At 56.8% G+C, this 25,416-nt stretch carries 26 protein-coding genes; 10 read left to right on the forward strand and 16 right to left on the reverse strand.

The features are described from left to right. Window positions 1-134: 134 nt before the first annotated feature. From CLV87_RS12140 to CLV87_RS12155, 4 genes are all read right to left on the reverse strand, one after another. Window positions 135-1,337, reverse strand: a complete 1,203-nt coding sequence (locus tag CLV87_RS12140) for a multidrug effflux MFS transporter (protein ID WP_099245650.1) — start codon at window positions 1,335-1,337, stop codon at window positions 135-137. A 149-nt stretch (window positions 1,338-1,486) separates the two neighbouring features. Then, a complete protein-coding gene (locus CLV87_RS12145; RefSeq protein WP_099245652.1) occupies window positions 1,487-1,858 on the reverse strand; it encodes a potassium channel family protein in 372 nt (123 codons plus the stop codon). Next, window positions 1,855-2,499, reverse strand: coding sequence for a DsbA family oxidoreductase (locus CLV87_RS12150; RefSeq protein WP_099245654.1), 645 nt, complete (start codon window positions 2,497-2,499; stop codon window positions 1,855-1,857). The genes CLV87_RS12145 and CLV87_RS12150 overlap by 4 nt, the downstream gene beginning before the upstream one ends. Window positions 2,500-2,563: 64 nt before the next feature. After that, on the reverse strand, window positions 2,564-4,081 hold the full coding sequence (locus CLV87_RS12155) for a class I adenylate-forming enzyme family protein (RefSeq protein WP_099245656.1): 1,518 nt from the start codon (window positions 4,079-4,081) through the stop codon (window positions 2,564-2,566). A gap of 91 nt (window positions 4,082-4,172) precedes the next feature. On the opposite strand from CLV87_RS12155, the gene CLV87_RS12160 reads away from it, so the two are divergent. Next, on the forward strand, window positions 4,173-4,793 hold the full coding sequence (locus tag CLV87_RS12160) for a helix-turn-helix domain-containing protein (protein WP_099245658.1): 621 nt from the start codon (window positions 4,173-4,175) through the stop codon (window positions 4,791-4,793). Window positions 4,794-5,091: 298 nt separating this feature from the next. Here the strand turns inward: CLV87_RS12160 and CLV87_RS12165 are convergent, their stop codons facing one another. The 8 genes from CLV87_RS12165 to CLV87_RS12200 all read right to left on the reverse strand — a co-directional run bounded on the left by CLV87_RS12165 (window position 5,092) and on the right by CLV87_RS12200 (window position 11,904). Further along, the gene (locus CLV87_RS12165; RefSeq protein ID WP_099245660.1) at window positions 5,092-5,736 is read right to left on the reverse strand and encodes an aquaporin; all 645 of its coding nucleotides are present in this window, start codon (window positions 5,734-5,736) and stop codon (window positions 5,092-5,094) included. A gap of 83 nt (window positions 5,737-5,819) precedes the next feature. Next, window positions 5,820-7,112, reverse strand: a complete 1,293-nt coding sequence (locus tag CLV87_RS12170; protein WP_176556030.1) for a branched-chain amino acid ABC transporter permease — start codon at window positions 7,110-7,112, stop codon at window positions 5,820-5,822. Further along, complete coding sequence (locus CLV87_RS12175) at window positions 7,109-8,119, reverse strand: branched-chain amino acid ABC transporter permease (RefSeq protein ID WP_099245664.1); 1,011 nt, start codon at window positions 8,117-8,119, stop codon at window positions 7,109-7,111. The genes CLV87_RS12170 and CLV87_RS12175 overlap by 4 nt, the downstream gene beginning before the upstream one ends. An 88-nt stretch (window positions 8,120-8,207) precedes the next feature. Beyond that, entirely contained in the window at window positions 8,208-8,582 is a 375-nt protein-coding gene (locus CLV87_RS12180; protein WP_099245666.1) for a hypothetical protein, read from the reverse strand. Further along, window positions 8,579-9,019: a hypothetical protein gene (locus tag CLV87_RS12185; protein WP_133840770.1), complete on the reverse strand. Its 441-nt coding sequence runs from the start codon at window positions 9,017-9,019 to the stop codon at window positions 8,579-8,581. The genes CLV87_RS12180 and CLV87_RS12185 overlap by 4 nt, the downstream gene beginning before the upstream one ends. A 3-nt stretch (window positions 9,020-9,022) precedes the next feature. Beyond that, complete coding sequence (locus CLV87_RS12190; protein ID WP_099245670.1) at window positions 9,023-9,853, reverse strand: ABC transporter ATP-binding protein; 831 nt, start codon at window positions 9,851-9,853, stop codon at window positions 9,023-9,025. Beyond that, a complete protein-coding gene (locus CLV87_RS12195) occupies window positions 9,850-10,635 on the reverse strand; it encodes an ABC transporter ATP-binding protein (RefSeq protein ID WP_099245672.1) in 786 nt (261 codons plus the stop codon). Before CLV87_RS12195 ends, CLV87_RS12190 begins: the two co-directional genes overlap by 4 nt. Window positions 10,636-10,728: 93 nt before the next feature. Further along, entirely contained in the window at window positions 10,729-11,904 is a 1,176-nt protein-coding gene (locus tag CLV87_RS12200) for an ABC transporter substrate-binding protein (RefSeq protein WP_099245674.1), read from the reverse strand. Between the two features lie 212 nt (window positions 11,905-12,116). On the opposite strand from CLV87_RS12200, the gene CLV87_RS12205 reads away from it, so the two are divergent. Both CLV87_RS12205 and CLV87_RS12210 read left to right on the forward strand, forming a co-directional pair. Next, window positions 12,117-13,160, forward strand: coding sequence for a PQQ-dependent sugar dehydrogenase (locus CLV87_RS12205; protein WP_099247730.1), 1,044 nt, complete (start codon window positions 12,117-12,119; stop codon window positions 13,158-13,160). A gap of 94 nt (window positions 13,161-13,254) precedes the next feature. Further along, window positions 13,255-13,677 (forward strand): hypothetical protein, encoded by a 423-nt coding sequence (locus tag CLV87_RS12210; RefSeq protein ID WP_099245676.1) that lies wholly within the window; start codon window positions 13,255-13,257, stop codon window positions 13,675-13,677. 1 nt (window position 13,678) lies between these two features. On the opposite strand, the gene CLV87_RS12215 is transcribed toward CLV87_RS12210, so the two are convergent. Continuing rightward, a complete protein-coding gene (locus CLV87_RS12215; RefSeq protein ID WP_099245678.1) occupies window positions 13,679-14,197 on the reverse strand; it encodes a GNAT family N-acetyltransferase in 519 nt (172 codons plus the stop codon). Then, complete coding sequence (locus tag CLV87_RS12220) at window positions 14,198-15,208, reverse strand: GlxA family transcriptional regulator (protein ID WP_099245680.1); 1,011 nt, start codon at window positions 15,206-15,208, stop codon at window positions 14,198-14,200. It lies immediately after the preceding gene. A 218-nt stretch (window positions 15,209-15,426) separates the two neighbouring features. Here CLV87_RS12220 and CLV87_RS12225 point away from each other — a divergent pair, with 218 nt between their 5' ends. The 7 genes from CLV87_RS12225 (at window position 15,427) to CLV87_RS12255 (ending at window position 23,450) form a co-directional block, all read left to right on the forward strand. Further along, a complete protein-coding gene (locus tag CLV87_RS12225) occupies window positions 15,427-16,797 on the forward strand; it encodes a class II 3-deoxy-7-phosphoheptulonate synthase (protein WP_099245682.1) in 1,371 nt (456 codons plus the stop codon). A 125-nt stretch (window positions 16,798-16,922) separates the two neighbouring features. Continuing rightward, window positions 16,923-19,187 (forward strand): molybdopterin-dependent oxidoreductase, encoded by a 2,265-nt coding sequence (locus CLV87_RS12230; RefSeq protein ID WP_099245684.1) that lies wholly within the window; start codon window positions 16,923-16,925, stop codon window positions 19,185-19,187. A gap of 103 nt (window positions 19,188-19,290) precedes the next feature. After that, complete coding sequence (locus CLV87_RS12235; protein WP_099245686.1) at window positions 19,291-19,893, forward strand: ZrgA family zinc uptake protein; 603 nt, start codon at window positions 19,291-19,293, stop codon at window positions 19,891-19,893. 3 nt (window positions 19,894-19,896) lie between these two features. Then, complete coding sequence (locus CLV87_RS12240) at window positions 19,897-20,610, forward strand: ABC transporter ATP-binding protein (protein ID WP_099245687.1); 714 nt, start codon at window positions 19,897-19,899, stop codon at window positions 20,608-20,610. Further along, complete coding sequence (locus CLV87_RS12245) at window positions 20,610-21,857, forward strand: ABC transporter permease (RefSeq protein WP_099247732.1); 1,248 nt, start codon at window positions 20,610-20,612, stop codon at window positions 21,855-21,857. Before CLV87_RS12240 ends, CLV87_RS12245 begins: the two co-directional genes overlap by 1 nt. Window positions 21,858-21,862: 5 nt before the next feature. Continuing rightward, window positions 21,863-22,915 (forward strand): hypothetical protein, encoded by a 1,053-nt coding sequence (locus tag CLV87_RS12250; protein WP_133840771.1) that lies wholly within the window; start codon window positions 21,863-21,865, stop codon window positions 22,913-22,915. A 34-nt stretch (window positions 22,916-22,949) separates the two neighbouring features. Further along, window positions 22,950-23,450, forward strand: a complete 501-nt coding sequence (locus tag CLV87_RS12255) for a DUF3299 domain-containing protein (protein WP_235871917.1) — start codon at window positions 22,950-22,952, stop codon at window positions 23,448-23,450. A 1-nt stretch (window position 23,451) separates the two neighbouring features. On the opposite strand, the gene CLV87_RS12260 is transcribed toward CLV87_RS12255, so the two are convergent. After that, window positions 23,452-24,468, reverse strand: a complete 1,017-nt coding sequence (locus CLV87_RS12260) for a C1 family peptidase (RefSeq protein WP_099245691.1) — start codon at window positions 24,466-24,468, stop codon at window positions 23,452-23,454. Beyond that, window positions 24,465-25,274, reverse strand: a complete 810-nt coding sequence (locus CLV87_RS23890) for a phosphatase PAP2 family protein (protein ID WP_166652747.1) — start codon at window positions 25,272-25,274, stop codon at window positions 24,465-24,467. The genes CLV87_RS12260 and CLV87_RS23890 overlap by 4 nt, the downstream gene beginning before the upstream one ends. Between the last annotated feature and the right edge of the window lie 142 nt (window positions 25,275-25,416).

Genomic DNA, 25,416 nt, shown 5'->3' on the forward strand with positions numbered 1-25,416 from the left:
GGCCTCTTGGTTGGAGGGACGATTTGACCCTCTCTTAGCTGGAATTCGTTAAAGAATAAAGACTGTATGCGATGGTATACACTTCTTTTGCGCGTAAAACTGGGCCACTGCCGTAAAGTCAGGCAGTGACATGCTCACATACGCTGCTCTGCGCGCGCCATGATGCGCATGCAGAGGATCGCGATTGCACAATAGGACAGAATACCAACCACAAGCGGCAGGATCGAATTGTCAAAGTTGAGTGTCACGAGTGCTGCCAAAAGCACAGCAACAACGGTTGCGATTGAGCCCATGATTGAGGTGGCCAGACCGGCCACGTGACCCATCGGTTCCAGGGCAATGGCGTTCAGGTTTCCAAGCGTCAGGCCAATCTGAAAGAACACCAGAGTCTGCCAGGCGACAAAGACATAGAACGCGGTCTCGCCACTTAGTCCGGACAGGGTCAAGGCCAGCATAACGGATGACGCTGTCACCTGCACCCAAAGCATCGTGACAATCAATTTTCGCATGCCAAGGCGCATAACCAAGGCGGCATTGACGAAGCCAGACATACCGGCGACCAAAACGATGCCGCCAAACCAATAGGGGAATTCTACGCCCCGGCCGAACACTCCGTCATAGATGGGTTGCACCGTGGAAATCATCGAAAACAACACGCCAAAACAGAACCCTTGGGTCACGATAGACCAGAGAACAACGGGGTGGCGATACATCTCGACGGTTGCCGACCAGATGGCGCCAAGCGTGAAGGGGCGGCGATTTTCGACAGGCAAGGTCTCTGGCATTCGGATGGAAAACCAAAGCGAGCAAATCAGCGCAAAGACAGCAAAGGCCCAGAAGACCGCCGGCCACCCGCCCCAATGAATCAGATAGGTGCCCACAAGCGGCGCAATGGCCGGAACCAGCGTGAAAATAATCATAACGAACGAGATGGTCCGCGCCATGTCGCGCCCGGAATAGAGGTCGCGCAAGATGGCCATGGTCGCCACGCGAGGTCCCGCGGCGCCAATCCCCTGAATGACCCGCGCAACGAGCAAGCTTTCCAAAGTTTGGGCCTGGCTGCCCCAAATTGCTGCCGCGACATAGATGGTGCACCCGCCGATGACCAGAGATCGACGCCCGAACCGGTCCGACAAAGGACCGGCAAAAAGGGTGCCAATGCCCAACCCGAACACAAAGCTCGTGACGATGAACTGCGCACGATTGACATCCTGCGGCGTCATTTTGGCTGCGATTTCGGGCAAAGCAGGCAGCATGGCATCAATGGAAAACGCCAAAGTTGCCGTGAGCATCGCCATCAAAGCGATGATTTCGAGTCTTTTGGGGAGCGGGCGCATAAAACCTCTCAAACTATGGTTGAGCGCTATCAAGTTTGTTTCGGGATGAACAGGGCAAGAGGGCCGAGGGGGGTATTTTTATTACCATGTTAACAACTATGCACCACCGTCACAGGCGGCCCAGGATTGCGAAGCTGTTCAGACGGCAATCAGTGCGAAGAAGAGCGGTCGTTCGATGGTTTTTCCTCGGAAAAATCATCATTTGCGGCAGTTTCTTCCTTGCCCAAACTCGCGACAAGGATTTCGGAATGCTGTTCGCGGCGGCGTATGGCGTAATGGCCAAACTGTTGGATCGCCACCGCAAAAATCCCAAGCCCAACAAAGATGAACACCGTGGTCCCGATCTTGCCAATTGGCGTGGCCGGAACCAACTCGCCATAGCCCACCGTGGACAGGGTGACGACGGTAAAAAAGTAGCTGTCGAGCCAAGACCACCCTTCGGCATAGTGGAAAAAGACGGTGCCAACTGCGACGACGCTGAACAACATCCCCAAAAGGGTCAGGGCGCGGTAATGGGTCATGCGGTCTCGACCGGGCCGTTGCGTATCTCTTCGATCACTTTGGCCCAGAGTTCTGGCGGCTGTGCCCCGGGAACGGCATGTTGCCCGGCGACGATGAACGTCGGGACAGAGTTGATGCCCATGCCCCGCGCTGCGGCGTCGCGTTCGACAATTTCGCGGCGATCTTCGTCTGATTTCAACAGGCGTAGAACCACGCTGGCATCCATGGCGCATTCGTCAGCGATATCGGCCAGAACTTCGTGATCGGAAATATCGCGCCCTTCGACAAAATAGGCGCGGAACATCGATGAAACGACCGCTGTTTGCGTGCCTTCCATGGCGGACCAATGGATGAGGCGGTGCGCATCAATCGTGTTGGGCGTGCGCGTGATTTTGTCGAGATGGATCTCCAAACCCGCCGCTTCGGCATGTTGATGCACCGGCAAATAAGCCTGAACCGCGCCTTCCTGACCGCCAAACTTACCCTCAAGATATTCGCGCCGATCCATGCCATCCGCAGGCATGGCCGGGTTCAGCATGAAGGGCAGCCAGCGGATATTGAACGGATGATCGGGAATATCCGCCAGGGCGCGATCAAGATTGGCTTTGCCGATATAGCACCAGGGGCAAATCGGGTCGGAAAAAATGTCGAGTTGGATCATCGGTCACGTCCTCTTTGCCCCAGCGTACCAAGCGTTTGTACCAAGCGGTGGGGCAGAAATATAGTTATTGGTTGTCCGCAAAGGCACGGAGCTTTTGCCGTTGGAGTTTGCCATTCGGGTTCTTGGGCAGGGCGTCAAGCCGGATAAAGCTGCGGGGGCATTTGTATTTGGCCAAACGCTCTTGGGCGTAGGTTAGCAATGCCTCTTGCTCTAGTTCTTGCTCTGCGGTGTAAAAGGCGGCGATCAGGCGGACATCCTGTTTCACGGCGATATCTGTGACAGCCAGTTCCGTAACCCCTGGAAAGTCAGCCAGAGCCGCCTCAACCTCAAGTGGGGAGACGCGGAACCCGCCCGCATTCATCATGTCATCGAACCGCCCAAGATAGGTGATGTTGCAATCACCATCCATACGGGCGCGATCACCGGTCAGAAACCAATTGCCTTTGAATTTGTCCTGCGTCGCCTCAGCCGCCCCAACATATCCAAGCATCAGGCCGGGGTCAGATCGGTGAATGGCGATCATGCCGTCATCGCCCAAAGCGACAGGCGCGCCAGTTTCATCGACAATGGCAATCTTGCGCCCGATCTGCGGTTTGCCTAGCGAGCCTTCGACGGATTGCGACCCGGGGGCCGAGGAAATGAAGGTCGAGCATTCCGACATGCCATAGGCCTCGTAAATGTCGCCGCCGGTTTTGACCTTCCAGGCGGTGCGAATGGAAGAGGTCAGTTTTTCACCCGCGGCCAATCCGTGGCGCAGATGAGGTAAGTCAGGAATAGGAAACTTGAGAAGTTGGCGGTAAACACCTGGAGCTGCAGCGAAAATCGTCGCCTGATACTGGTGCATCAGGGTGGCCAATTGCGCGGGATCGCTGCCTTGATCCGGGATCAAAGCCGTCGCGCCCATAGTCCAAGGGTCCATCAATCCGGTGCCGAGCGTATAGGTCCAATTGAACGCCCCGGCATGCAAGAGGCGGTCATCAGCACTCAGCCCATACCAGCCCTGCATCATCATCTGGCGCGCCCAAATCGCGCGATGTGCGTGGCCAACCGCGCGCGGCACGCCGGAGGTGCCAGAGGTGTAAATGATATAGGCCAGCCGGTTAGGATCACCGCGATTGAAATCCACAGCGGGCAAACTGTGCCAGGATTCAAAGGTCACCGTATCGAAAACCGGTAGGTTTGTGTCCGGGCAGGCAATGCCTTGCCCGCGCAGGATGGCAGCGGGGGTCAGGTGTTCTATGATCTTGGCCACCTCAAACTCGGTCAGTTGCGAGGAGGTTGGGACAGGAACGATGCCTGCGGCAATGGCCCCAAGATAGGCAATCGGGAAATCCACCGTATTCCCAAGCCGCATCAAGAGGATGTCATCTGGGGCAAGGCCGGAGGCAAGCAAGCCATTTGCGGTGCCCAGAATGGCCGCGCGGATTTCGGCAAAGCTCCAATCCTTTGACACCGTCGGTGACAGGATCGACAAGGCTGGCTTGTCCGGCGTTTCCAACCCGGCAGCCAACACATGTTCTGCCATATTGAACGGCGCAGGGCAGGGCGCGAACGCGCCTTTGTCAAAAATCGAAAGGGCCATGCCAGTTGCCTATGCCCGTCCTTTACCCGATGCAAGGGGCGGTTTCGGGATTGCTTGAATCGGGGGAAACTTGGCCCTATAGCAGGACGTTATGACGCGTGACCCCAAAAGCCTGATCCGTATCGCTCGTGAGAGCGGTGAAGAAGCCGTTGCCGAACCGCTGGACCTGGGCCAGCGGGTGCGTGACCTGCGCAAGGAAAAAAACTGGACCCTTGAACAGGCCGCAAAACAGGCGGGGCTGGCGCGCTCGACCTTGTCCAAGATCGAAAACGGGCAAATGTCGCCAACCTACGAAGCCTTGAAAAAGCTTGCCGTGGGGTTGGAGATTTCGGTGCCGCAACTCTTCACCCAACCGCAGCAGGAAAAGGTGAATGGCCGCATGGCGATCAATCGTAGCGGCGAGGGGCAGCAACACCTGACCGCGACCTATGAACATGAGTTGCTGGCCGAAAACCTGTCTCGCAAAAAGATGCTGCCCTATCGCGCACGGGTTCGGGCCCGCTCCATGGAAGAGTTCGACGGCTGGGTGCGCCATGACGGTGAAGAGTTCCTGTATGTGCTGACCGGTGTGGTCAAGCTGATTACGGAATTCTATGAGCCCATCGAAATGCGGCGCGGGGACAGTGCCTATTATGACTCCACCATGGGGCATAATGTGATCTCGGTCTCGGATGAGGATGCAACGATCCTTTGGGTGACCTCGCTCAACTGACCTTTCGGCACATCGCTGTTAAAAGGTGCACTTCCGCGCGCTTTTTTAGATGCGTGGCGAGGTGTTGGTTTAACTCGTTGGTGTGCTGGGTGTGAAAGGTGGTGCATTTGGGTTCACCAAAAGAAAGACCTTTCTTGCAAAACCACCCCTCAGCAGCCTTTGCCTGACAGTCTTCGGTCTTTGCGCCAAGGAGAATAAACGTATCCCCGCAAGCGGGGCCCCGCGTTGATTTTCCTTGGCCCCAAGCCCGCAGCCTGTCCGGACATGGGCAAGCTGACGGGTGGCTCCGAAAGAAAGGTCAAGGTTTGGCGAAGAGGCGCGGCAGGGTCAGCGTGGCGAGCGCCATTGCGAAAAGTTGCATGGCGACAAAGGCGGGCGCATGCGTGGGTTGGATGCCCGCAAAAGTGTCGGTGAAGCTGCGCGCGATTGTCACTGCCGGATTGGCAAAGCTGGTAGAGGCCGTGAACCAATAGGCACCGGTGATGTAGATCGAAACAAGGGCAGGGGCGGTGGCGGGCTTGCATCCCGTGATGACAAAGAGCAAGCCGAGCGTTGCCAGGATCTCGGAACTCCATTGCGCGTAACCGGTGCGGTGTGTTGTTGTGGAGAGCTGCAGGATTGACAGGTCAAACATCACATGGGTGAGCCAGACACCAAGGATGCCGCCAGCGATTTGGACGCTGATATAGGGCAGGATTTGCGCCTTAGGGAATTGCTGCTGCAAAGCGAAAAACAACGTGACGGCCGGGTTGAAATGCGCTCCGGAAATTGGGCCGAGTGTTGAGATGATCACGTAAAGCATACAGCCGGTCGCCACCGCATTGGCGAGCAGCGCGATGGCCGTGTTTCCACCTGCCAGCGTATCGCCCATGATGCCCGACCCGACAACTGCGATCAACAACATGGCTGTTCCGGTGAATTCAGCGGCGAGTTTTTGCAGCATTGATCGGCCCTTACAAAAATGGTCCGCGCAGAGCTATGCGCGGACCATGACATTTTTGTAAAACTTCGCCGGATGGGCGGTGTTTATTTTTCCGGCAAAAGCCCGCGTGGGCTAAACCGCAGCACCAACAACAGGATCACCCCCATGGTCAGCAGGCGCATATGGGCGACGCTGTCGAGCAGGTGGGCTTTCAGAGCAGACCCTTCGGCCAATCCGCTGGTCAGGAAGATCATGATGGCCGGGCCGATCTGTTCTACCTGAACCCAGAGGAACCAGATGATGAACCCGCCCAGGATCGAGCCAAAGTTGTTGCCCGAGCCACCAACGATCACCATCACCCAGATCAGGAAAGTGTAGCGAAGCGGCTGATACGAGGTTGGAACGAACAAACCGTCCAATGTAGTCATCATCGCGCCGGCAATGCCACAGATGGCCGAGCCGAGAATGAAGACTTGCAAATGGCGGAAGGTGACGTCTTTGCCCATGGCGCGGGATGACACTTCGTTATCGCGGATCGCGCGCATCATCCGCCCCCATGGGGAGTTCAAAGCCAGCTGCGCCAAGACCAGGATGATCAGCAAGACGGCGGTGAACATCAGCGAGTAGCCAATTTTCACATAAAGGCTGGAGGCCAATGTTGCGTCCAACCCGAATCCGGCGGCGCTTTCGACAAAGCCGGGATCGTTTTGCAGATCAACCTCGTAGGGAACTGGGCGTGGCAGGCCGGTGACGTTTTTGACGCCGCGGCTCAGCCAGTCTTCGTTCTTGATGATGGCGATGATGATTTCCGAGATGCCCAAGGTGGCGATGGCCAGATAGTCCGAGCGCAGGCCCAGGGCTGTTTTGCCAATCACCCAAGCGGCCCCTGCAGCCAGCAATCCGCCCATGGGCCACGCCATTACCACGGGCAGGCCAAGACCACCCAGAAAGCCGGTCGAGGCCGGATTGACGGCCTCAATCGCGCCCACGGCAGGGTCACGAACCCAGCGGTAGACGATAAAGCCGACCAGCAAGACCAAAGCGACGAGCCAACCCTTGCGGGTGCGTTTATACATCATGGCAGAGCCCGCCACCGTGCAAATGGCCAAAAGGATGGCAAACCAGGCGCGCAGGCCTCCGGCTGACCAGGCCTCGGGCACGGGCGCGGTTGAGGTCAGGACCACGGCCAGACCACCCAGTGCGACAAAGCCCATGACGCCAACATTGAACAACCCTGCAATGCCCCATTGCAGGTTCACCCCCAGCGCCATGATGGCACTGACCAGCCCCATATTCAGGATCACAAGCGCCAGGTTGGGCCCTTGCAGGATGCCAGTACCGATGATCAACACCGCCACCAGCGCGAAAAGCAGAATGGTTTTCATAGACTGGGTCATACCGCTTTCCCCTTGAAGATCCCGGTGGGTTTGATGAGCAAGACAATCACGAGGATCATGAAGCTGACGGCGAATTTGTATTCCGTCGCCATGAATTGCAGCAGGCTCGAGGGGGCCAGACCCTCGGGCAGGGCGTAGGTCACAACCTTTTTCCAGGCATAGGTCACGGCGACCTCGGAAAAGGCGATGACAAAGCCCCCTGCGATGGCCCCAACCGGGCTGCCAAGGCCACCAACGATGGCGGCAGCAAAGATTGGCAGCAGCAGTTGGAAATAGGTGAAGGGTTTGTAGCTCTTGTCGAGCCCATAGAGCGTACCGGCTATAGTCACCAGCGCGGCAACGATCAGCCAGGTCACCATGACCACACGTTCCGGGTTGATGCCCGAGAGCAGCGCCAGATCTTCGTTATCCGAAAAGGCGCGCATGGATTTGCCGGTGCGGGTCTTGTTCAGGAACCAGAACAGGGCGATCACAACGATCACGGCGGTGATGATAGTGAGGCCTTGGGTGGTTTTAAACGCCAGACCTTCGCGCAGGCCGGTCATTTCCTTGAAATCACGCGCCCGCATGATGAAACGTTCGCCATCCATAAAACGTTGTTCATCCGCGCCAAGGATAAAGCGAGTCAACCCGTTATAGATGAACATGACGCCAAGCGAGACCATGACAACGATCACCGGTTTGGCCTTTTGCGCGCGGTAAAAGCGATAAACGACGCGATCGGTGCCCAACATCAGAAGCGCTGTCACCGCGATACCAAAAGGAATGGCAATCAGGGCGGTGGGCAGTGGGTGCAGCGAGATCCCCATGGATTGGAACAGCCAGGTGAAGATGATCACCGACATGGTGCCAAAGGCCATGGTGTCGCCATGGGCAAAGTTTGAGAACCGCAAAATCCCGTAAACCAGGGTCACACCCAAAGCCCCTAGCGCCAGCTGGCTGCCATAGGTCATGGCCGGGATCAGAACAAAGTTGGTTAGCGCCACAAGGGCGTTCAGGAAATCCATCAGGTATTTTCCTTTCGACAAGAGCGCGGCAGGTGGCCGAGGTCTTTGTTGTGAATGTCAGAGGTCAGGGCGGGAAGGCGATGAATATTCATTGCGCCACCCGACATTGACCGTCATAGGCGATCATCATGTGATTGCCGGAGTAATGAACACTGAGCTTGGCCAGACCACCGGCGCTGCGAGACAAAAGGTAAGCGCCGTTGTCGTCCCGTGCCGACAGGATCAACAGATCGCCCAGCATATCCGCCGTGCCCTTTGCCGGACCTGTGTCGGGCAAAAGGGAGCCGGTGCCAGGAAAGGTCTCGGGCAGGGCAACATCCACCGAGAAATCGGCAAAGGTGCATTCCTCAAGCTCGTAACACTCGGTTGTAAAGCTGCAGGTCAGCGTAGTTCCTGCGAGGTCATCGGCAGAAACAACGCAGGGCATGGCAAGCATCCCAGCAATTGCGAGGCTTTGTTTCATGACAAATCCCCCACGCAACGCCCCATTCGGGTTTGCCCACCGAATGTGTCGCTGAACAGACCTTCGTCGGAAATGGTGAGATCGCGCCGCAAGCCAGAGGCCGTGTTGAGATAAGCCAGCGTCAGCGGATCATCAGACAGTTTTGCCAAGGGCAGGGTGCCCGAGGACGGTTTGGCCTGTTTGCCTTCGACAATCACCGTGGCCGAACCGCCGATCACCACCGATGGGCTGTCGAGCCCCTGAACACTGGCCGGTCCGGGCAAAAGATCGTTGGGTTTGGTCCAGTTCAACCCTTCCTGCACCATCATCACACCCTCAGCCGAGGGGATCAGAACAAAGCCGGTGGCGTTTTCGCCCTCGGGTATGCAGGTCATCGCCGCCAAAGCCGGAGATGTCAGCGCCAGAGCCAAAACCACCGTTAAACAAGGTGTTCGCATGGCTCAGCCCCCCAGGAAGGAGGCGCGCACCTCAGGATCGGCCATCAAGGATTTGCCGGTGCCGGTATGCGCATTGGCCCCTTGCACCAGGACATAGCCTTTATCCGCGATTTCAAGCGCTTGCTTGGCGTTTTGTTCCACCATGAGGATGGAAATACCGCTGCGCGCCACTTCGATAATGCGGTCAAACAGCTCATCCATCACAATGGGCGAAACCCCTGCCGTCGGCTCGTCCAGCAACAAGACCTTGGGCTGGGTCATCAGCGCGCGTCCCACGGCGACTTGCTGACGCTGACCACCAGACAATTCGCCCGCCGGTTGGTTGCGTTTCTCGCGCAGGATCGGGAACAGATCATAGACTTGTTCCATGGTTTCGCTGAAATCATCGGTGCGGATGAATGCGCCCATTTCAAGGTTCTCTTCGACGCTCATCGAGGTAAAGATATTGCTGGTCTGAGGCACAAAACCCATGCCTTTGCCGACGCGATCCTGCGGGGTGAGGTTGGTGATGTCGACGCCGTCCAGGGTCACATGCCCCTCGCGCAGGTTCAACATGCCAAAGGTGGCTTTCATGGCGGTGGACTTGCCCGCGCCGTTCGGGCCGACGATCACGGCGATTTCGCCCTTTTCGACGGCAATGGTGCAATCATGCAGAATGTCCGGGCCGCCACGGCCATAACCGCCGGTCATATTGGCCCCGATCAAGAAAGGCTCGCCGCTGGTCTGACTGGTCGGACCACTTTTCTTGGTGGTGTCCATGGTGCCCATGCCATCAGGATTGCCTAGCGAGCGATCCTTGTTGCCACGGTCGTGCTGATACGGATTATCGCTCATTCCACGGCCTCTTTGTCTTTGTTTTTCAAGCCGGTGCCGAGATAGGCTTCGATCACCTGTTGGTTGGCCTTGATCTCATCCAGGGTGCCTTCGGCCAGGTGTTTTCCCTCGGCCATAACAATCACCGGATCACAAAGCTTGCCAATGAAATCCATGTCATGTTCGATGACGCAGAAGGTATAGCCACGCTCTTTGTTCAGGCGCAGGATCGCGTCGGCGATGGTCATCAGCAGGGTGCGGTTCACCCCGGCGCCGACCTCGTCCAAGAACACGATTTTGGCGTCAACCATCATGGTGCGACCAAGTTCGAGCAGCTTTTTCTGACCACCGGAAATCGCGCCTGCCGGATGATCGGCGAGATGGGAAATGGTCAGGAAATCAAGCACCTCATCGGCCTTGGCCCGCAAGGCGCGTTCCTCATCAGCGATGCGTTTGCGGCCAAACCATGTGTTCCACAGTTTCTCACCTGATTGCCCGCCTGGCACCATCATCAGGTTTTCCCGGCAAGACATCGAACTGAATTCATGTGCGATTTGAAAGGTACGCAGCAGCCCCTTGTGAAACAATTCATGCGGCGGCAGGCCGGTGATATTCTCACCATCCATAAAGACTTGCCCCGAGGTTGGGGGCAGCGCACCTGCGATGACATTGAAGAGCGTGGTTTTCCCGGCCCCGTTTGGACCGACAAGACCGGTGATCGAGCCGGTGGCGATTTCAAGCGAAGCGCCGTCAACAGCTCGGAAGCCGCCAAAATGGCGGTGAAGGTTTTCAACCCGGATCAAGGATGTTCCCCCTATGATGGCGCTATCAGATGCGCACACCAGAATACGGAAACAGCCCGGTAAAGACCGGGCTGTTCCAAGACATATCGAATTTTATTTGAATTCGACGGTTTCGTAGGCGGAGCCTTTGACTTCGTAGTGGCGGTATGTACCCGCCGCTTCACCTGGGCCAATCAGCTCGACACCGGAGGCACCGACATAATCGACATCACCACCAGCGGCGAGGATTTCCAGAGCTTTGCCCAGCTCACCCGGCAGGATCGGCTCACCCGGGGCGTTGGCCACGTCCATCAGGTTGGCTGCAACGGCTTCGGAGGTTGCTGCGCCACCTTTCATCATCGCCAGAGCGATCAAGGCGGCCGCGTCATAGCTTTCGCGGGTGAAGGAGGATTCACCGTTGACGCCAGCGGCGCTGGTGACTGCGGCAAAGGCATCTGCGCCATCACCTTCGGCCCAAGGAACGGTACCGAATGTGCCTTCCATGTCGCCACCCAGATCCGCCAGAAGTGCGTCGCCATACATGCCGTCGCCCATCAGGAAGGTGTCAAAAGCACCGGTGTCGATGGAGGCCTGGATCATGCCCTTACCGCCCTGGTCGGAATAGCCGAACACGGCCAGAAGCTCACCACCGGCAGAGGCTAGCGCGCCCACTTCGGCAGAGTAATCTGCTTTGCCATCGTCATGTGGTGCCGACAGGGTGATGGTGCCACCAAAGGACGCGGCAAAGCTGTCTGCCAGACCTTTGCCGTAGTCGTTGTTGGTGTAGGTGACCGCGATCTCGTTGATACCTTTTTCGGTCAGGATCTCAGCCAGAACCGCGCCCTGACGCGCATCGGATGGTGCGGTGCGGAAGAACAGGCCATTGTCTTCGGCAGTCGACAAAGCAGGCGAAGTTGCGGATGGCGATACCATTGGGATGCCGTTTGGCACGGCCACGTTGGCCAGGATCGCGCCGGTCACGCCAGAGCAATCCGCGCCCATGATGGCAACAACACCCTCGGCGGTGATCAGGCGTTCTGCGGCGGCGGTGGCGGCAGCCGCGTCAACGCAAGTGGAGTCTGCGCGAACCGGGGCCAAGGTGATGCCGTCCAGGAATTTGCCACTTTCATTGACTTCATTCATGGCCAGTTCGGCAGAGCCAGCCATATGTGGGGTCAAGGATTCAATCGGGCCGGTAAAGCCCAGAATGACGCCAACTTTGACCTCTTCAGCGGCGACAACGCCGGCGCTCAGTGCTGTTGCGGCAGTCGCCAGAAGCAGCTTTTTCATTTTATTCTCCCTCGTTGGATCTTTTGATCTCGCGGGAGCGTAAGCGGGCTTGGATCAAAAGAAAAGTGTATTTTGCTGGGTTTGTCGACATTATGTATAGCAGCGCTATACCTTTACCTAAGACCGGTGAAACAACCTCCGTTCAAGAGGAGATTGAAATGATTTTTTTGAGGAAAAAGTATTTTCAGGCAGTATCTTGCGTGGCGATCTTGATGTCGATTCCTGCGCCTGGCTTTGCCGACACTTATACCTTTGAGCCAGTTGTTGAGGGGCTGGACACGCCCTGGGCCTTTGGTTTTCTACCCGGAGGCGGCATTCTCATTACCGAACGTGATGGTAAGCTCTTGCACTTTTCCGGTACGAAACGAGTCGAGGTTGCGGGCCTTCCGGATATCACAGCGGACGGCCAAGGCGGATTATTAGACATCCTGATCCCCCGCGACTTTGCCACCAGTCGTGAGGTGTTTCTAACCTATGTGACCAAGCAAGGCTGGCGAGGATCTGGGACCGCCTTGTTTCGGGGTGTTTTGTCCGAGGATGGGGCGCGTTTGACCCAAGGCAAAACCATCTTTGAAATGTCGAAAACCGGCACGGGTGGCCGCCACTTTGGCTCGCGTATTGTCGAAGGTCAGGATGGCACGATCTATATGACCATTGGTGATCGCGGCGATGACGCGACCGCACAAGATCGCGCATCCCATAATGGCAGCGTTCTGCGATTGTCGCGGGATGGTCAGCCCCTGGCATCAAATCCATTCACCAAGGACTCGGCGTTTCAGCCAGAGATTTTCAGCTACGGCCACCGCAATCCGCAAGGATTGGCCATCGATGGTCAAGGGCAGGTCTGGGCGGTGGAACATGGCGCGCGCGGTGGGGATGAGGTGAACTTGATCCAGCCCGGTGCCAATTACGGCTGGCCGGTGATTTCATACGGCACGCATTACAGTGGGGCCAAGATAGGAGAAGGCACCGCCAAAGCGGGGCTGGAGCAGCCAAAATTCTACTGGGATCCGTCCATCGCACCATCCGGCATGGCCATTCACGATGGCAGTGGCAACCAGGAATGGAAAGGCGACATGTTCGTTGGATCGCTGAAGTTTGACTATATCGCCCGGCTCGAAGGCGCGCCTCTTAGGGAGGTTGAGCAGATCTCTGGCCCAGAAACCGAACGCGTTCGGGATGTCCGGCAAGGACCCGACGGAGCGATTTGGTTTCTCAGCGTCGGACAAGGGGCGCTGTATAAAATCGCGCAATAAGCCCCTTTGCGGTACAGTCTTAGATTGCAGGTTTCTTCTGGCTTGGGATCGTGTCACACTCTGCCCAAGTTGAGGAAAACCAGTGGATTAAGATATGTTGAAGACGGCCTTTCAATCGGTGCTGACGGCGATCGTTCTGACCTTGCCCCTACAGGCCCAAGCGCAGGACCCGGTCTTTGCGAGTTACGACGAAATGCGCGATGAAATGGACCGCATGATGGTCACGCGGGACATCCAGTCGCTCATGCTGCGTTTTGGCGGCAGTGACGAGATGACACCACAACAATTGGACCAACTCGATGCGCAGGTCGAACAGATTTACCCGACAGATTTTGAAAATGTCGTTGTGATCCGCAAGGGCGACCTTCAAGGCGGGTTTCAGCAAGAGTTGATCGCCTATTGGACAGGATTGTCCTATGTTTATGCTTATGTTCTGTACCACGATCTGGGGGATCGTGTTGTGGCGATCAACTTCCGTTTTAATTCTGATTTTTCAACACTGAACAGCTTGTTCTGACTTAAACCTCGGGCCTGGTCAGCGTATAATAGGCGGTGTCACACAGCTCGGTTTCGCCATAGAGAAAGTTCTTTTCCTCAAAGCCGGTTTGCACGAAACCCAGCTTTTCCAGCACCCGGCTTGATCCGATATTCCTAGGGTCAAGCTCAGCCGTAAGCACATCCGTTTCAGGAAAGCGCGCAAACACCCGTGGAATAATCGCCTCTAAGGCTTCGCAGACCAGGCCTTGCCCCCAGAGGTCGCGGCGCAGAATGTAGCCGATTTCATAACGTTTCCACATCCCGGCCTTTCCAACGCAAACGCCTTGAAACTCCAGGATATATTCCTCGCGATTGCTTATATCCTTGGACATGAAGTGATCAAGGAAAGCCTGGGTTTTTGCGATCTCGGTATAGGCGGGACGATCCCAATACCGCATGGTATCGGGATCGGAAAAGATCTGATGCAAGGGCATCAAATCTTCTTGCCTTGCGGCACGAAGGCGCAAACGGCTTGTCTCAATCACGTCCCGGTCGGTCATCTAAACAGACAAGCGCGAGGCATGGGTGCCCCTTTCGCGATAGGGCGTAGTCTCGTAATGCGACCGGTAGCACTTGGAAAAATGCGACGGTGACGCGAACCCACAAGCAAGGGCGACGTTGATGACGCTCATATCGGTTTGCATCAGCAGATTGCGCGCCTTTTGCAGGCGCAATTCCATGTAATAGCGTTTCGGGGATCGGTTGAGGTAGCGCCGAAACAACCGTTCAAGCTGGCGCGTCGACATGCCGACATCCTTGGCCAGGATCGACGGGCTGACCGGCTCTTCGATATTGGATTCCATCATCTGAATGACTTGACTGAGCTTCGGGTGACGCACCCCAATGCGGGTGGGAACCGACAGGCGCTGCGTGTCCTGATCGGTGCGGATGGAGTTGTAGATCTGCTGATCAGCCACGGCTGAGGCTAGTTCCTCTCCGTGGTCCGACGCGATGATCTGCAGGAATAGGTCAATCGATGATGTGCCGCCTGCGGTGGTCAAGCGATTGTTATCAATGGCAAACACGGACTTTGTCAGCTCGACTTCGTCAAATTCCTCGGAAAAACTGTCCTGGTTTTCCCAGTGGATCGTCGCCCGTTTTCCGTCCAGCAAACCGGCCTTGGCCAAAGTATAGGCAGCGGTGCACAACCCTCCGGCTGTCACCCCTTTTCGGGTTTCACGACGCACCCAGTTCAGCAGTTTTTTCGTCGTCGCGCCCTGTACATCGGCGCCACCGCACAGGATCAACGTGTCATCGCGGTGCAACTCGCCCAGATCGCCATCTGTTTGGATGCCAATCCCGGTTGATCCCTGAACCGTTCCGCCACCATCCGCGACGACCTGCCAGCAATAGAGTTCCTTATTGGCCATACGGTTCGCAAGACGCAGGCAATCCACCGCTGCCGCAAAGCTGAGCATGGTGAAATTTTCCAGCAAAACAAAGACAAAGCGCTTGGGCTTGTCTGGAATGTTTTGCACGTCGAGCGTGGGTCGATTTTGCGACGGGAGCATTTGGCTGCATCCTTCTATATGCGGGCTACGAAAGGCGGGTGGGTCAACTCTGTCTGAAACGAGGCCAGCCGAGTCGTTTTTGTCAGAAGGTCAGAATGTGCAAAACACGTCAAGTTCTGTCGCTGAAATGCAGGCTGGTCAGCCCTGTTTTGTTTGGGTAGAAGGGGCGCTGTTAACGCTGACGCAAGCAGCAAGCCGAATTTTAGCGGAGAAAACCCATGACCGAGTGGCAGAAATCGAATTGGCGCAACAAGCCGCGGATTCAGATGCCGGACTATACGGACGCCGATGCCCTGCACGCCGTCGAGGCGCAACTGTCGCAATATCCGCCGCTGGTTTTTGCCGGTGAAGCCCGCCGCCTCAAGGATGCCTTGGGCGCCGCGTCACGTGGCGAGGCTTTCTTGCTTCAGGGCGGCGATTGCGCCGAGAGCTTTGAGCAATTCAGCGCTGACGGTATCCGCGACACGTTCAAGGTCATGCTGCAAATGGCGATGGTTCTGACCTATGGGGCCAAGGTGCCGGTGGTCAAAGTGGGCCGCATGGCGGGTCAGTTTGCCAAACCACGCAGCGCGCCAACTGAAACCGTGGATGGCGTGGAACTGCCTAGCTACCGTGGCGACATCATTAATGAACTGGCCTTTACCCCCGAAGCGCGCATTCCCGACCCCAAGAAAATGCTGCAGGCCTACACCCAGGCAGCGGCGACGCTGAACCTGCTGCGCGCCTTTTCCACCGGTGGTTATGCGGATGTGCATCAGGTGCATGCCTGGACCCTGGGCTTTGTCGAAGGTGAGAAAGCCGCGCGTTATCGTGAGATGGCCGGTCGTATCAGCGATACGCTTGATTTCATGAAGGCGGCAGGCGTGACCTCGGATCGTTTGCATTCCTTGCAGACCGTCGATTTCTACACCAGCCATGAATCGCTCCTGCTGGAATATGAAGAGGCGCTGACCCGTCTTGATTCCACATCCGGCAAGTGGCTGGCAGGCTCTGGTCACATGATCTGGATCGGTGACCGCACCCGTCAGCCCGATGGCGCCCATGTGGAATTTGCCAGCGGCGTTTTGAACCCGGTTGGCCTGAAATGTGGCCCGACCACCACCGCCGAAGACCTCAAGGTGCTGATGGCCAAGCTGAACCCGGAGAACGAAGAGGGCAAGCTGACCCTGATCGCGCGCTTTGGGGCTGGCAAAGTGGCGGAACACCTCCCGCGTCTGGTCAAAGCCGTGCAGGAAGAAGGGGCCAATGTCACGTGGGTCTGTGATCCGATGCACGGCAACACGATCAAATCCGCCACCGGTTACAAGACCCGTCCGTTCGATTCCGTTCTGCGCGAGGTTCAGGACTTCTTTGGCGTGCATAATGCCGAAGGCACCATCCCCGGCGGCGTGCATTTCGAAATGACCGGCTTGGATGTGACCGAATGCACCGGCGGCGTGCGTGACGTGACCGAAGAGAACCTCTCGGATCGCTATCACACCGCCTGCGACCCACGCCTGAACGCGTCGCAATCTCTTGAACTCGCCTTCCTGGTTGGCGAAGAGCTGACCAAGCGTCGTGAGGCCGGTTTGGTTGCCGCATCGGCTTAAACCGATCTGAAACAGAATGTGATGACCCCATGGCGTAAAGCCGTGGGGTTTTTGCGTTTTTGGTCTGGATTTCAGTGAAACTCGCGCGCAAGACTTGGCCCCGACAAGTGCGGAGGGCATGGGGTATGGCGAAGGACAATTCTGAAAACGGTGCGATTGAAACCCGTGTCACCTCCAGCCATTGGGGCGCGATGGAAATTGATGTTCAGGACGGTCAGATCATCGCCGCACGACCTTTCCACAAAGATCCCAACCCTTCGGGCATACCAGCCGCCGTGCCCGCGGCTGTGCATCATGACTTGCGTGTCAAACAGCCCTCGATCCGCCGCGCCTGGTTGAACAGTCGCGACCGGGCAGGGCGGGGTGACGGCGATTATGTGGAACTGCCCTGGGACGAAGCGCTTGATATCGCAGCAGCCGAGATCGAGCGTATTCGGCAAGAGCATGGCAATCAGGCGATCTATGGCGGGTCCTATGGTTGGAGCTCGGCCGGGCGGTTCCACCATGCGCAAAGCCAGGTGCACAGATTTCTGAACAAGATCGGCGGCTATGTGTCATCCTTTGGGAGCTATTCCACCGGCTGCGCGCAGGCAATCATGCCTCATGTGTTGGGGATGCCGTTCCTTCAATACACCTATGATTGCCAGGAAAGCTGGCAATCGATTGGCGAAAATGCCGATACGATTGTGATGTTTGGCGGCATCAACACCAAGAACGCTCAGGTCAGTATGGGCGGGGTGACGGAACATGACACCGCCGATTGGTTTGCCAAATACGCCGACAAGGGCATTCGCTTTATCAATATTGGTCCGCAGCGCAGCGACGGGATTGAGGGGAGCGAATGGATTCCCTGCAAGCCGGCCAGCGACACAGCCCTGATGCTAGCCATCGCCCATGTGCTGGAGAGCGAAGGCTTGAGCGACCATGAGTTCCTGAACAAATACACCACCGGGTTCGATCGGTTCCGCCCTTATATGATGGGCGAGCAAGACGGGATCGCCAAAACGCCGGAATGGGCGGCGCCCCTATGTGGTGTTGATGCCGACACCATCCGCGATCTGGCGCGGCGCATGGCGCGTGGGCGGACGATGATCACCACGGCCTGGTCATTGCAGCGCGCAGAACATGGGGAGCAACCCTATTGGATGTCAGCGGTTCTTGGCGCGATGATCGGCCAAATCGGCTTGCCCGGGCGCGGTATTGGCTATGGCTATGGCGCGATTGGCGGGATCGGCAAGGCGATGAAACCGATGCAGGGTATGACCTTTGATCAAGGGCATAACCCAATCAAGTATTTCATCCCTGTTGCCCGTATCGGGGATATGCTGCGCAATCCCGGTGGTCACTATGAATTCAACGGTGAAACAAAGACTTACCCGGATATCAAGCTGATCTACTGGGCCGGTGGCAACCCTTATCACCACCATCAGGATTTAAAGGAGTTGCACAAAGCCTGGCAGCATCCTGATTGCGTGATCGTCAATGAACCCTGGTGGACGGCGACCGCGAAACGCGCCGATATCGTCTTTCCTGCCACAACACCGTATGAGCGCGAGGATATCGGGCGCTCGGGCATGGATAACTACCTGTTTCACATGCCCGCTCTTGTGCCGCCTCAATATGGTGCGTGCGACGATTACGACATCTTTTGGGGGCTGGCGCAGCGATTGCAAGCTGGTCAGGCCTTTAGCGAAGGGCGCAGCAGTGGCGACTGGCTGGGGCACCTGTATCAGGGCTATGTCGATAAGGCGCAAAGCGCGGGAATTGACGTGCCTGATTTGGATGAGTTGCGCGACCGCAATTGGGTCGAACTGCCCATCGTTCAAGAGGAATATGTCCCGACACTGCTGGCCAAATTCCGCGAAGATCCAGAGGCAAATCCGCTTGGCACACCTTCGGGCAAGATCGAGATCTTCTCAGAGACCATCGCCAGTTTTGGATACGCGGATTGCGCCGGGCATCCCAAATGGTTGCCACCGTCGGAATGGTTGGGATCGGCGGATGAGCAAGCACCGCTGCACATGGTCTCTCCTCAGCCGGGGGACAAGCTGCATAGTCAGTTAGAGGCGGCGCTTCAGGACAATGAGGGTGCGCGCCCCGAAACACTTGTCATAAACGCGGTGGACGCCGCCGCCCGAAACATTTCGAGCGGTGATTTGGTGCGCGTCTTTAACAGTCGCGGTGCCTGCCGGGCTCGCGCCAAGGTGAGCGAGGACATTTTGCAAGGCGTTGTGGCGCTGCCGACTGGTGCGTGGTTCGGCGACGCTCAGGACAATATCGACCAAAACGGCAATCCAAATGTACTGACTTTGGATGTGGGCACGTCACAACTCGGGCAGGGCTGCAGCGCCCATACGGCGCTGGTCAATGTAGAGCTGTTGGCGGATTAGGCGCAGTCACTGGCAAGTAATCGCCAGCGCTCCGAGCGTCAATTGCGGGACGTTATGTGATACTATAACAAACCCCTACCTGTTTTGGTTTCGGAGCATTCGCATGACCTGTAAAACTCTTCTGCTGTCCACGTCTCTGGCGCTTGTCCCCTTGGCATCACAAGCAGAAACCCAACGCGATCTCGATGCGCATGTGCATGGTGAGGGCAAGTTGAACATTGCCGTAGAAGGTTCTGAAATTGCGTTAGAACTTGAGGTTCCAGGTTTTGATATTGTTGGCTTTGAACATTCGGCAGAGTCCCAAAATGACAAGGATGCCATAGCAGCTGCATTGACCGCCTTGTCAGAGCCTTTGAACGTGTTTCAATTGCCCGAAGCCGCTGACTGCCACGTCACCAAAGCCGTGGCGGAGTTGCACAATGGCGAGTATGACGAGGATCACGAGGAACATGGGCACGGCGATCATGAGGACCATCATGATCACGAAGACTCGCATGATCATGCTGATCATGAAAATGCGCAACACTCAGAGTTTCACGCCGAATATGTGCTGAGCTGTCAGAACACAGCAGCCATTGATGTGATCTCTTTGGGCTATTTTTCCGCCTTCAAAAATGCCAAGGAACTACATGTCCAATTCATCGATGAGACGGGCGCCAAGCTGCTGGAAGCGTCCGCGGATCAGCCGGAACTCAAATTGAGGTAAATCATGTCTGAACCCAAGCCTGACACGTGTCCTGCGATCAGGCTTCGGGGTATTGCCTTTGATTGGAAGGGCAAACACGGCTTTGCCCTCGACATTCCGCAACTCGAAATCACGATCGGGGAAAAGGTTTTTCTGTCCGGTGAAAGCGGGTCGGGAAAATCCACCTTGCTGAGCCTCATTTGCGGGATTGTAACGCCGGATGCCGGGCAGTTAGAGGTCAATGGCACCGACCTAACCACCTTGTCCGCTCGTCAAAAAGACAGGCTACGCGCCGATCAGATCGGGTTGATATTTCAACAATTTAACTTGCTTCCCTACGCCTCCCCCTTGGAAAATATCCTATTGCCTCTGTCATTCTCAGCCAAGCGGAGCCAGAGGGTGAGCGCCCCGCAGCAGGAAGCCTTGAGATTGTGCCAAGCTTTGGGATTAAGCGAGGCGCAGGTAAGCAAAGCCGCAACCTCTGACCTCAGCACCGGACAACAGCAACGTGTTGCCGTTGCACGTGCTTTGATCGGCGGCCCAAGCGTGGTGATCGCGGATGAACCGACCTCAGCGCTGGACGCGGCCAGCCAATCCGCCTTTGTCGACCTGTTGATCGAACAGGTTGAGGCTGCGAATGCCACCTTGTTGATGGTCAGCCATGACACCCGCTTGGCGCAACACTTTGACCGCAGCATTTCCATGGCAGAGCTTGTTCAGAGAGGTGACATTACATGATCCTCCTGCGTCTCGCCGTTTTATCGCTGCTCAGCCGCCGTCTGACTGTCGGCCTGACGGTGATCGCCATGGCGCTGTCGGTTGCCTTGTTTCTTGGTGTTGAAAAGGTCAGGACCGGTGCCAAGGACAGCTTTGCCGACACGATTTCCGGCACGGATCTTATCATCGGGGCGCGGTCAGGCAGCGTGCAATTGCTGCTTTATTCGGTCTTCCGCATTGGTAATGCCACGAATAATGTCAGTTGGCAAAGCTATCAGGATATTGCCGCGCGCCCCGAGGTTGCCTGGAGTGTGCCCATGTCCCTTGGCGATAGCCATCGCGGCTTTCGTGTGCTGGGCACGACCACGGCCTTTTTTGACCGGTACAAATACCGCCGTGACCGATCGCTGGAGCTGGCCAAGGGGCAGCGGTTTGACGACTTGTTTGACGCCGTTATAGGGGCCGATGTGGCGAAATCACTAGGATATGAGGTTGATCAATCCATCGTTGTTGCCCATGGCATCGCTTCTTTCGTGCATCACGATGACAAACCATTTCGCGTGTCTGGGATTTTGGAAAAGACCGGAACACCGGTCGATCGCACCGTTTTTGTGAGCCTCGAAGCGATTGAAGCCATTCACGTGGATTGGCAAGGCGGCGCGCAGAGCCGTGATCCGATCTCCGCTGAAGACGTCCGAGCGATGGATCTGCGCCCCAAGGCGATCACGGCGGCGTTGATCGGGCTTGAATCCCGTCTCCAAGTGTTTGGCCTGCAACGCTGGGTCAACGATTATGCCCAAGAACCTTTGCTGGCCATTTTACCCGGGGTGGCGCTGGCCGAATTGTGGGAGGTGATCAGCGTGGCGGAAACCGCACTGATGGGCGTTTCGGCCATGGTTGTCGTCACGGCCTTGATGGGTATGGTCGCCATGGTGTTTTCCGGGTTGAACGAGCGACGGCGCGAGATGGCGATTTTGCGAACCTTGGGGGCGGCGCCCCGGACGATCTTTGCCTTACTGATGGCCGAGGCAGTATTCATGAGCCTCATGGCCGTGATCTTGGGCGTAATATTGCTTTATGCCGGGTTGTTTTTGGCACGCCCCTATGTGGATGCGCAATTTGGGTTATACTTGGACATATCGCCTTTGACGCGCGATGAGGTCATCCTTTTGGGCTGGGTCATGGTCGCCGCCATTTTGGCCAGCCTCGCCCCGGCCATCCGGGCCTATCGTTTGTCATTGGCGGATGGGATGCAAATCAGGGTCTGAGAGTTTTGCGACGCCTCAAAAACAGTCTTCGAAACATAGGTTTGGCGCTGGCCTTGGGCGTGGCAGCACCTCAGGTGATACATGCCTGCGCCTTTCACAGCTATGTGCCTGATCCGACGCTTGTCGATTTCCTGCTTGCCAGTGAGCATGTGGTTTTGGCGCGTCCAACGGCGAACGGGCAGGGGGTGCGGGTGGTGTCTGGTCTGGTTGGACCTAGCCAGGCTGTCGCCCTTCCAGCCGATTTGGACAACGAAACCAAGGCGTTTCTGGCCCGCTCCCAGCGCGCCAAGCTCTTATATGCGCGCGACGGTGCCTATGGCCCTTGGACACAATTGGCGGTCTTGGATCCCGCTTATGAAAAGCTGGTGAAACGGGTGATCGCGCAACGCGAAACCTGGCTTTACGAAGGGGATCAAGGCCGGTTTCAGCTTTTTGCCAAACACCTGAACAGCAACAACCCGGATATTCGCCGCCTCGCATTGTTGGAGTTGGACCGGGCGGATTACGGTCTGCTGCGCAATCTTCGTCTTCCGCGGATGACGTTTTTGCAAACTGACAAGCTCAGCTCAGATGAGGATCTTGAGCCTATTCGCGTGCTAATGACGGGGTTGTCTGGCGATGCGTCTTATGCCGGCCGCCTTCAAGAGGGGCTGGCCAAAGGTATCACGCGCGATCTGCCCTATTTGGGGGCCTATGCAACGGCTTTGATTGAACTCAAAGGGGCGCAAGGGGTCGACATGGTCGCGCGCCATTTGACAGATGCAAAACAACACCCGGTTGCGCTGCGCGAGCGCATGATCGAAGCGTTGGCAATCCATGGCCAAACCGGTGACAAACGCGTCAAGCGCGCGATTGAGGCACAGGTGATGGCGCTGCTGCAAACTGACCCTGATCTCGCGCCCGCCGTGGCGCGTCAGTTTGGTGCGCGGGCGGATTGGCGTTATGCCAAAGATGTGAACCGAGCGATGCAGGTTTTCCGCCCCACAACCATTGCCGATGTCTTTGCCGCGAACCAATATATTGGCATCGCACAGAAATCTGGCTTGGCGGTTGATTGAAATGGGACATGCGATGAACCGCAGACAGGCTTTATTGACTTTGCTTGCAACGTCTTTTGGCGTGGTTTCTGGGCGTGGATTGGCCAAGCCGAATGTGATTGCATTGGATTGGGGGGATTTGGTCCCTGACCCGGATTTCGCTCTGTTGATGAAAGACCTGCGCGAATTGGGGGTTATCAATCACGGTGAACTATCCAGCGGGTTTGAGCAGGAAAAGGCTGAGGCGGTGACGCAGAAGTTCAACGGCTCCGTGGTCCGCATTCCCGGATTCGTTGTGCCGCTGGATCTGACAGGGCAGGGGATCACCATGTTCATTTTGGCCCCATTTGTCGGTGCCTGCATCCATGTGCCCCCGCCTCCGGCAAACCAGTTGATCCTGGTTACGACAGAAACGCCCTATGAATATGACGGGCTGTTTGACCCGGTCGAAGTGACCGGGATCTTTGACACAGCATCTGCATCTACGCCGCTAGCGGATATCGGCTATATCATGACGGCGCAGGAAATTGCGCCGTTTGATGTGACCAGTTATTGACCTAGGCCACCAAAGCCTCGGGCTGGCGATACATCAGCTCCCAGCAGTACCGATCCACATCGTCGGATGAGATATAACCATATCCCCGCGCAATCGCGATCGGCAGCAAGTCGTCATCGTCGCGATCTGCACTAAAGCCGAAACTGCCAAAGCTGTTGCGGAAGACAAACCAGCCTTTGCCAGTGGCTTCGTCACGTTCATATCCAACGATGCAAATCGCGTGACCGCCCGAGGGCCCCAGTTTTTCCTCGCGCACCAGTTTGTCAGACGGATAGTGAATGCCGCCAAACCGATAAGCTCTGAGTCCAAACCAGGCGGCTTTGCCCACCTGTGACAAGACACCGAACCCGGCAACGACCGGGGCTCCCTGGGCCAGGGCCGAATAGATGATGTCAGAACAGGCCTGCGGCGAACCGTCTTTTTCCAAAGGGGGTTCCCAGCATCTTTCCGGTCCGAAAAAGATCTGATCATCGCCCGGCACGACAATGTAATGCCTCAGATCTGCAGCGTTGGAGCGGCGGGTCGCTGCATCTGCCTCGGCTTCTTCAGTGAACTCTTTTTGATAGTGATTGATTGCCCCGCGCTGCGAATAAGGGGCAAGATCGGCGCGGCAGACACCGTTTTCAGCCAAGGCGATCACGGCCTGCGCAAGATAGGTCGCACCGCTCTTTTTCCGCTCCTCAAGCTGTCGTTTCGTCAGATCAAGGTTCAGGCGTTTATCCGTAAGGCTGATCCCACGCATCTTTGCATAGATGTATTCTTCGGAAAGTGGTGTGATTGGCTGTGATTTGTCCCGTAGCCAATGGTCCAACTCCACCGCCGCATTCACGGCAAACGCGTTGCAGGTGCCACGCGCACCTTGATATTTGACCGGCCAGAAATTCGGGTCAGAAAGGTAATCGCCCAGCAGGTGAAAGCTTTGGCGCGGCGCTGTATCCGGCGCGCAGGCGACGCGTTGCACCACGCCGCCCTTTGCCGGAATAGAGCAGCCAAGCGCATCTCGGCATGCCTCGGTCATTCTGCGATCCCCAGCTCAAGAATGGCGCGCGCCATCAGGTCCTGGACCAGCGGTTGATCGGCGAGGTGGTCAATCAATGCTGTCGAAACCGCATCACCCGCAGCGGTATCACTGGCGAAATGCAACCCGGCATATTCGCGGTTGCGGGCAATCCGCTCGGACATGGTCGCGACATGCTCTTCGGTTCCGGCGCGCTTGGTCTGGGTCAGGACACGGCCCAGAATTTTGGACACGCTATAGGCCTGAGTTGCGTGATTGCTGGGATAAGATGGATGCGGCGGCGTTGGCAAAACCGGGAAAAGGCCGGGCCAGACCTGAACAGGGCGGGCGCGCATGAAATGCAACTTCATCTTCATGCCAACGATGCCCGCAACACCATATACCAACGCGATCAGCCGCATGGTGGCCGGGAACTGACGGGAATTCAGCGACAGAAGGGAATGGTAATACCCCTGAAAATTTCCGGACTGGGACGAAATTTCGCCACCAAACACCCGCAGCGATTCCGAACGGCCATAAAGCGCGCGCTCTAGGTCTTCTTTGACAACATCTGCCGGGTTTTTCCCGGGTTTGGTGCCGTCTTCCTTCAGACCGTCCAGGATCGCCTGAAGCTCGGTCTTCATCCCGTCGAGCAACTCGGCAGGCAGGCCTTCGACCAAAGTCGGGATCTTGTCGAGCACCCAAAGGTCGGGATGCACTTCGATCTCAAGAAAGGGGCCGCTATCCACCGGACCCAATGTGCCGTCATCCACAAGCGGTTCAACAACCGGATGGGTCATCCCGGTGCCCGGTGCTGCGACAGCCATCGAATGGCCGTGCGAATGTCCATGGGAATGCCCATGTGAATGGCCGTGCGAATGACCGTGCGAATTGCCCAAGATGCTCATAATGTCCTCTCCCAATATAATAACCTTTGAATAGGTTGGACGCGTAAAACATGCGTCAAAG

The sequence above is a fragment of the Pelagimonas phthalicica genome, assembly GCF_004364805.1.
Classification (GTDB): Bacteria; Pseudomonadota; Alphaproteobacteria; order Rhodobacterales; family Rhodobacteraceae; genus Pelagimonas; species Pelagimonas phthalicica.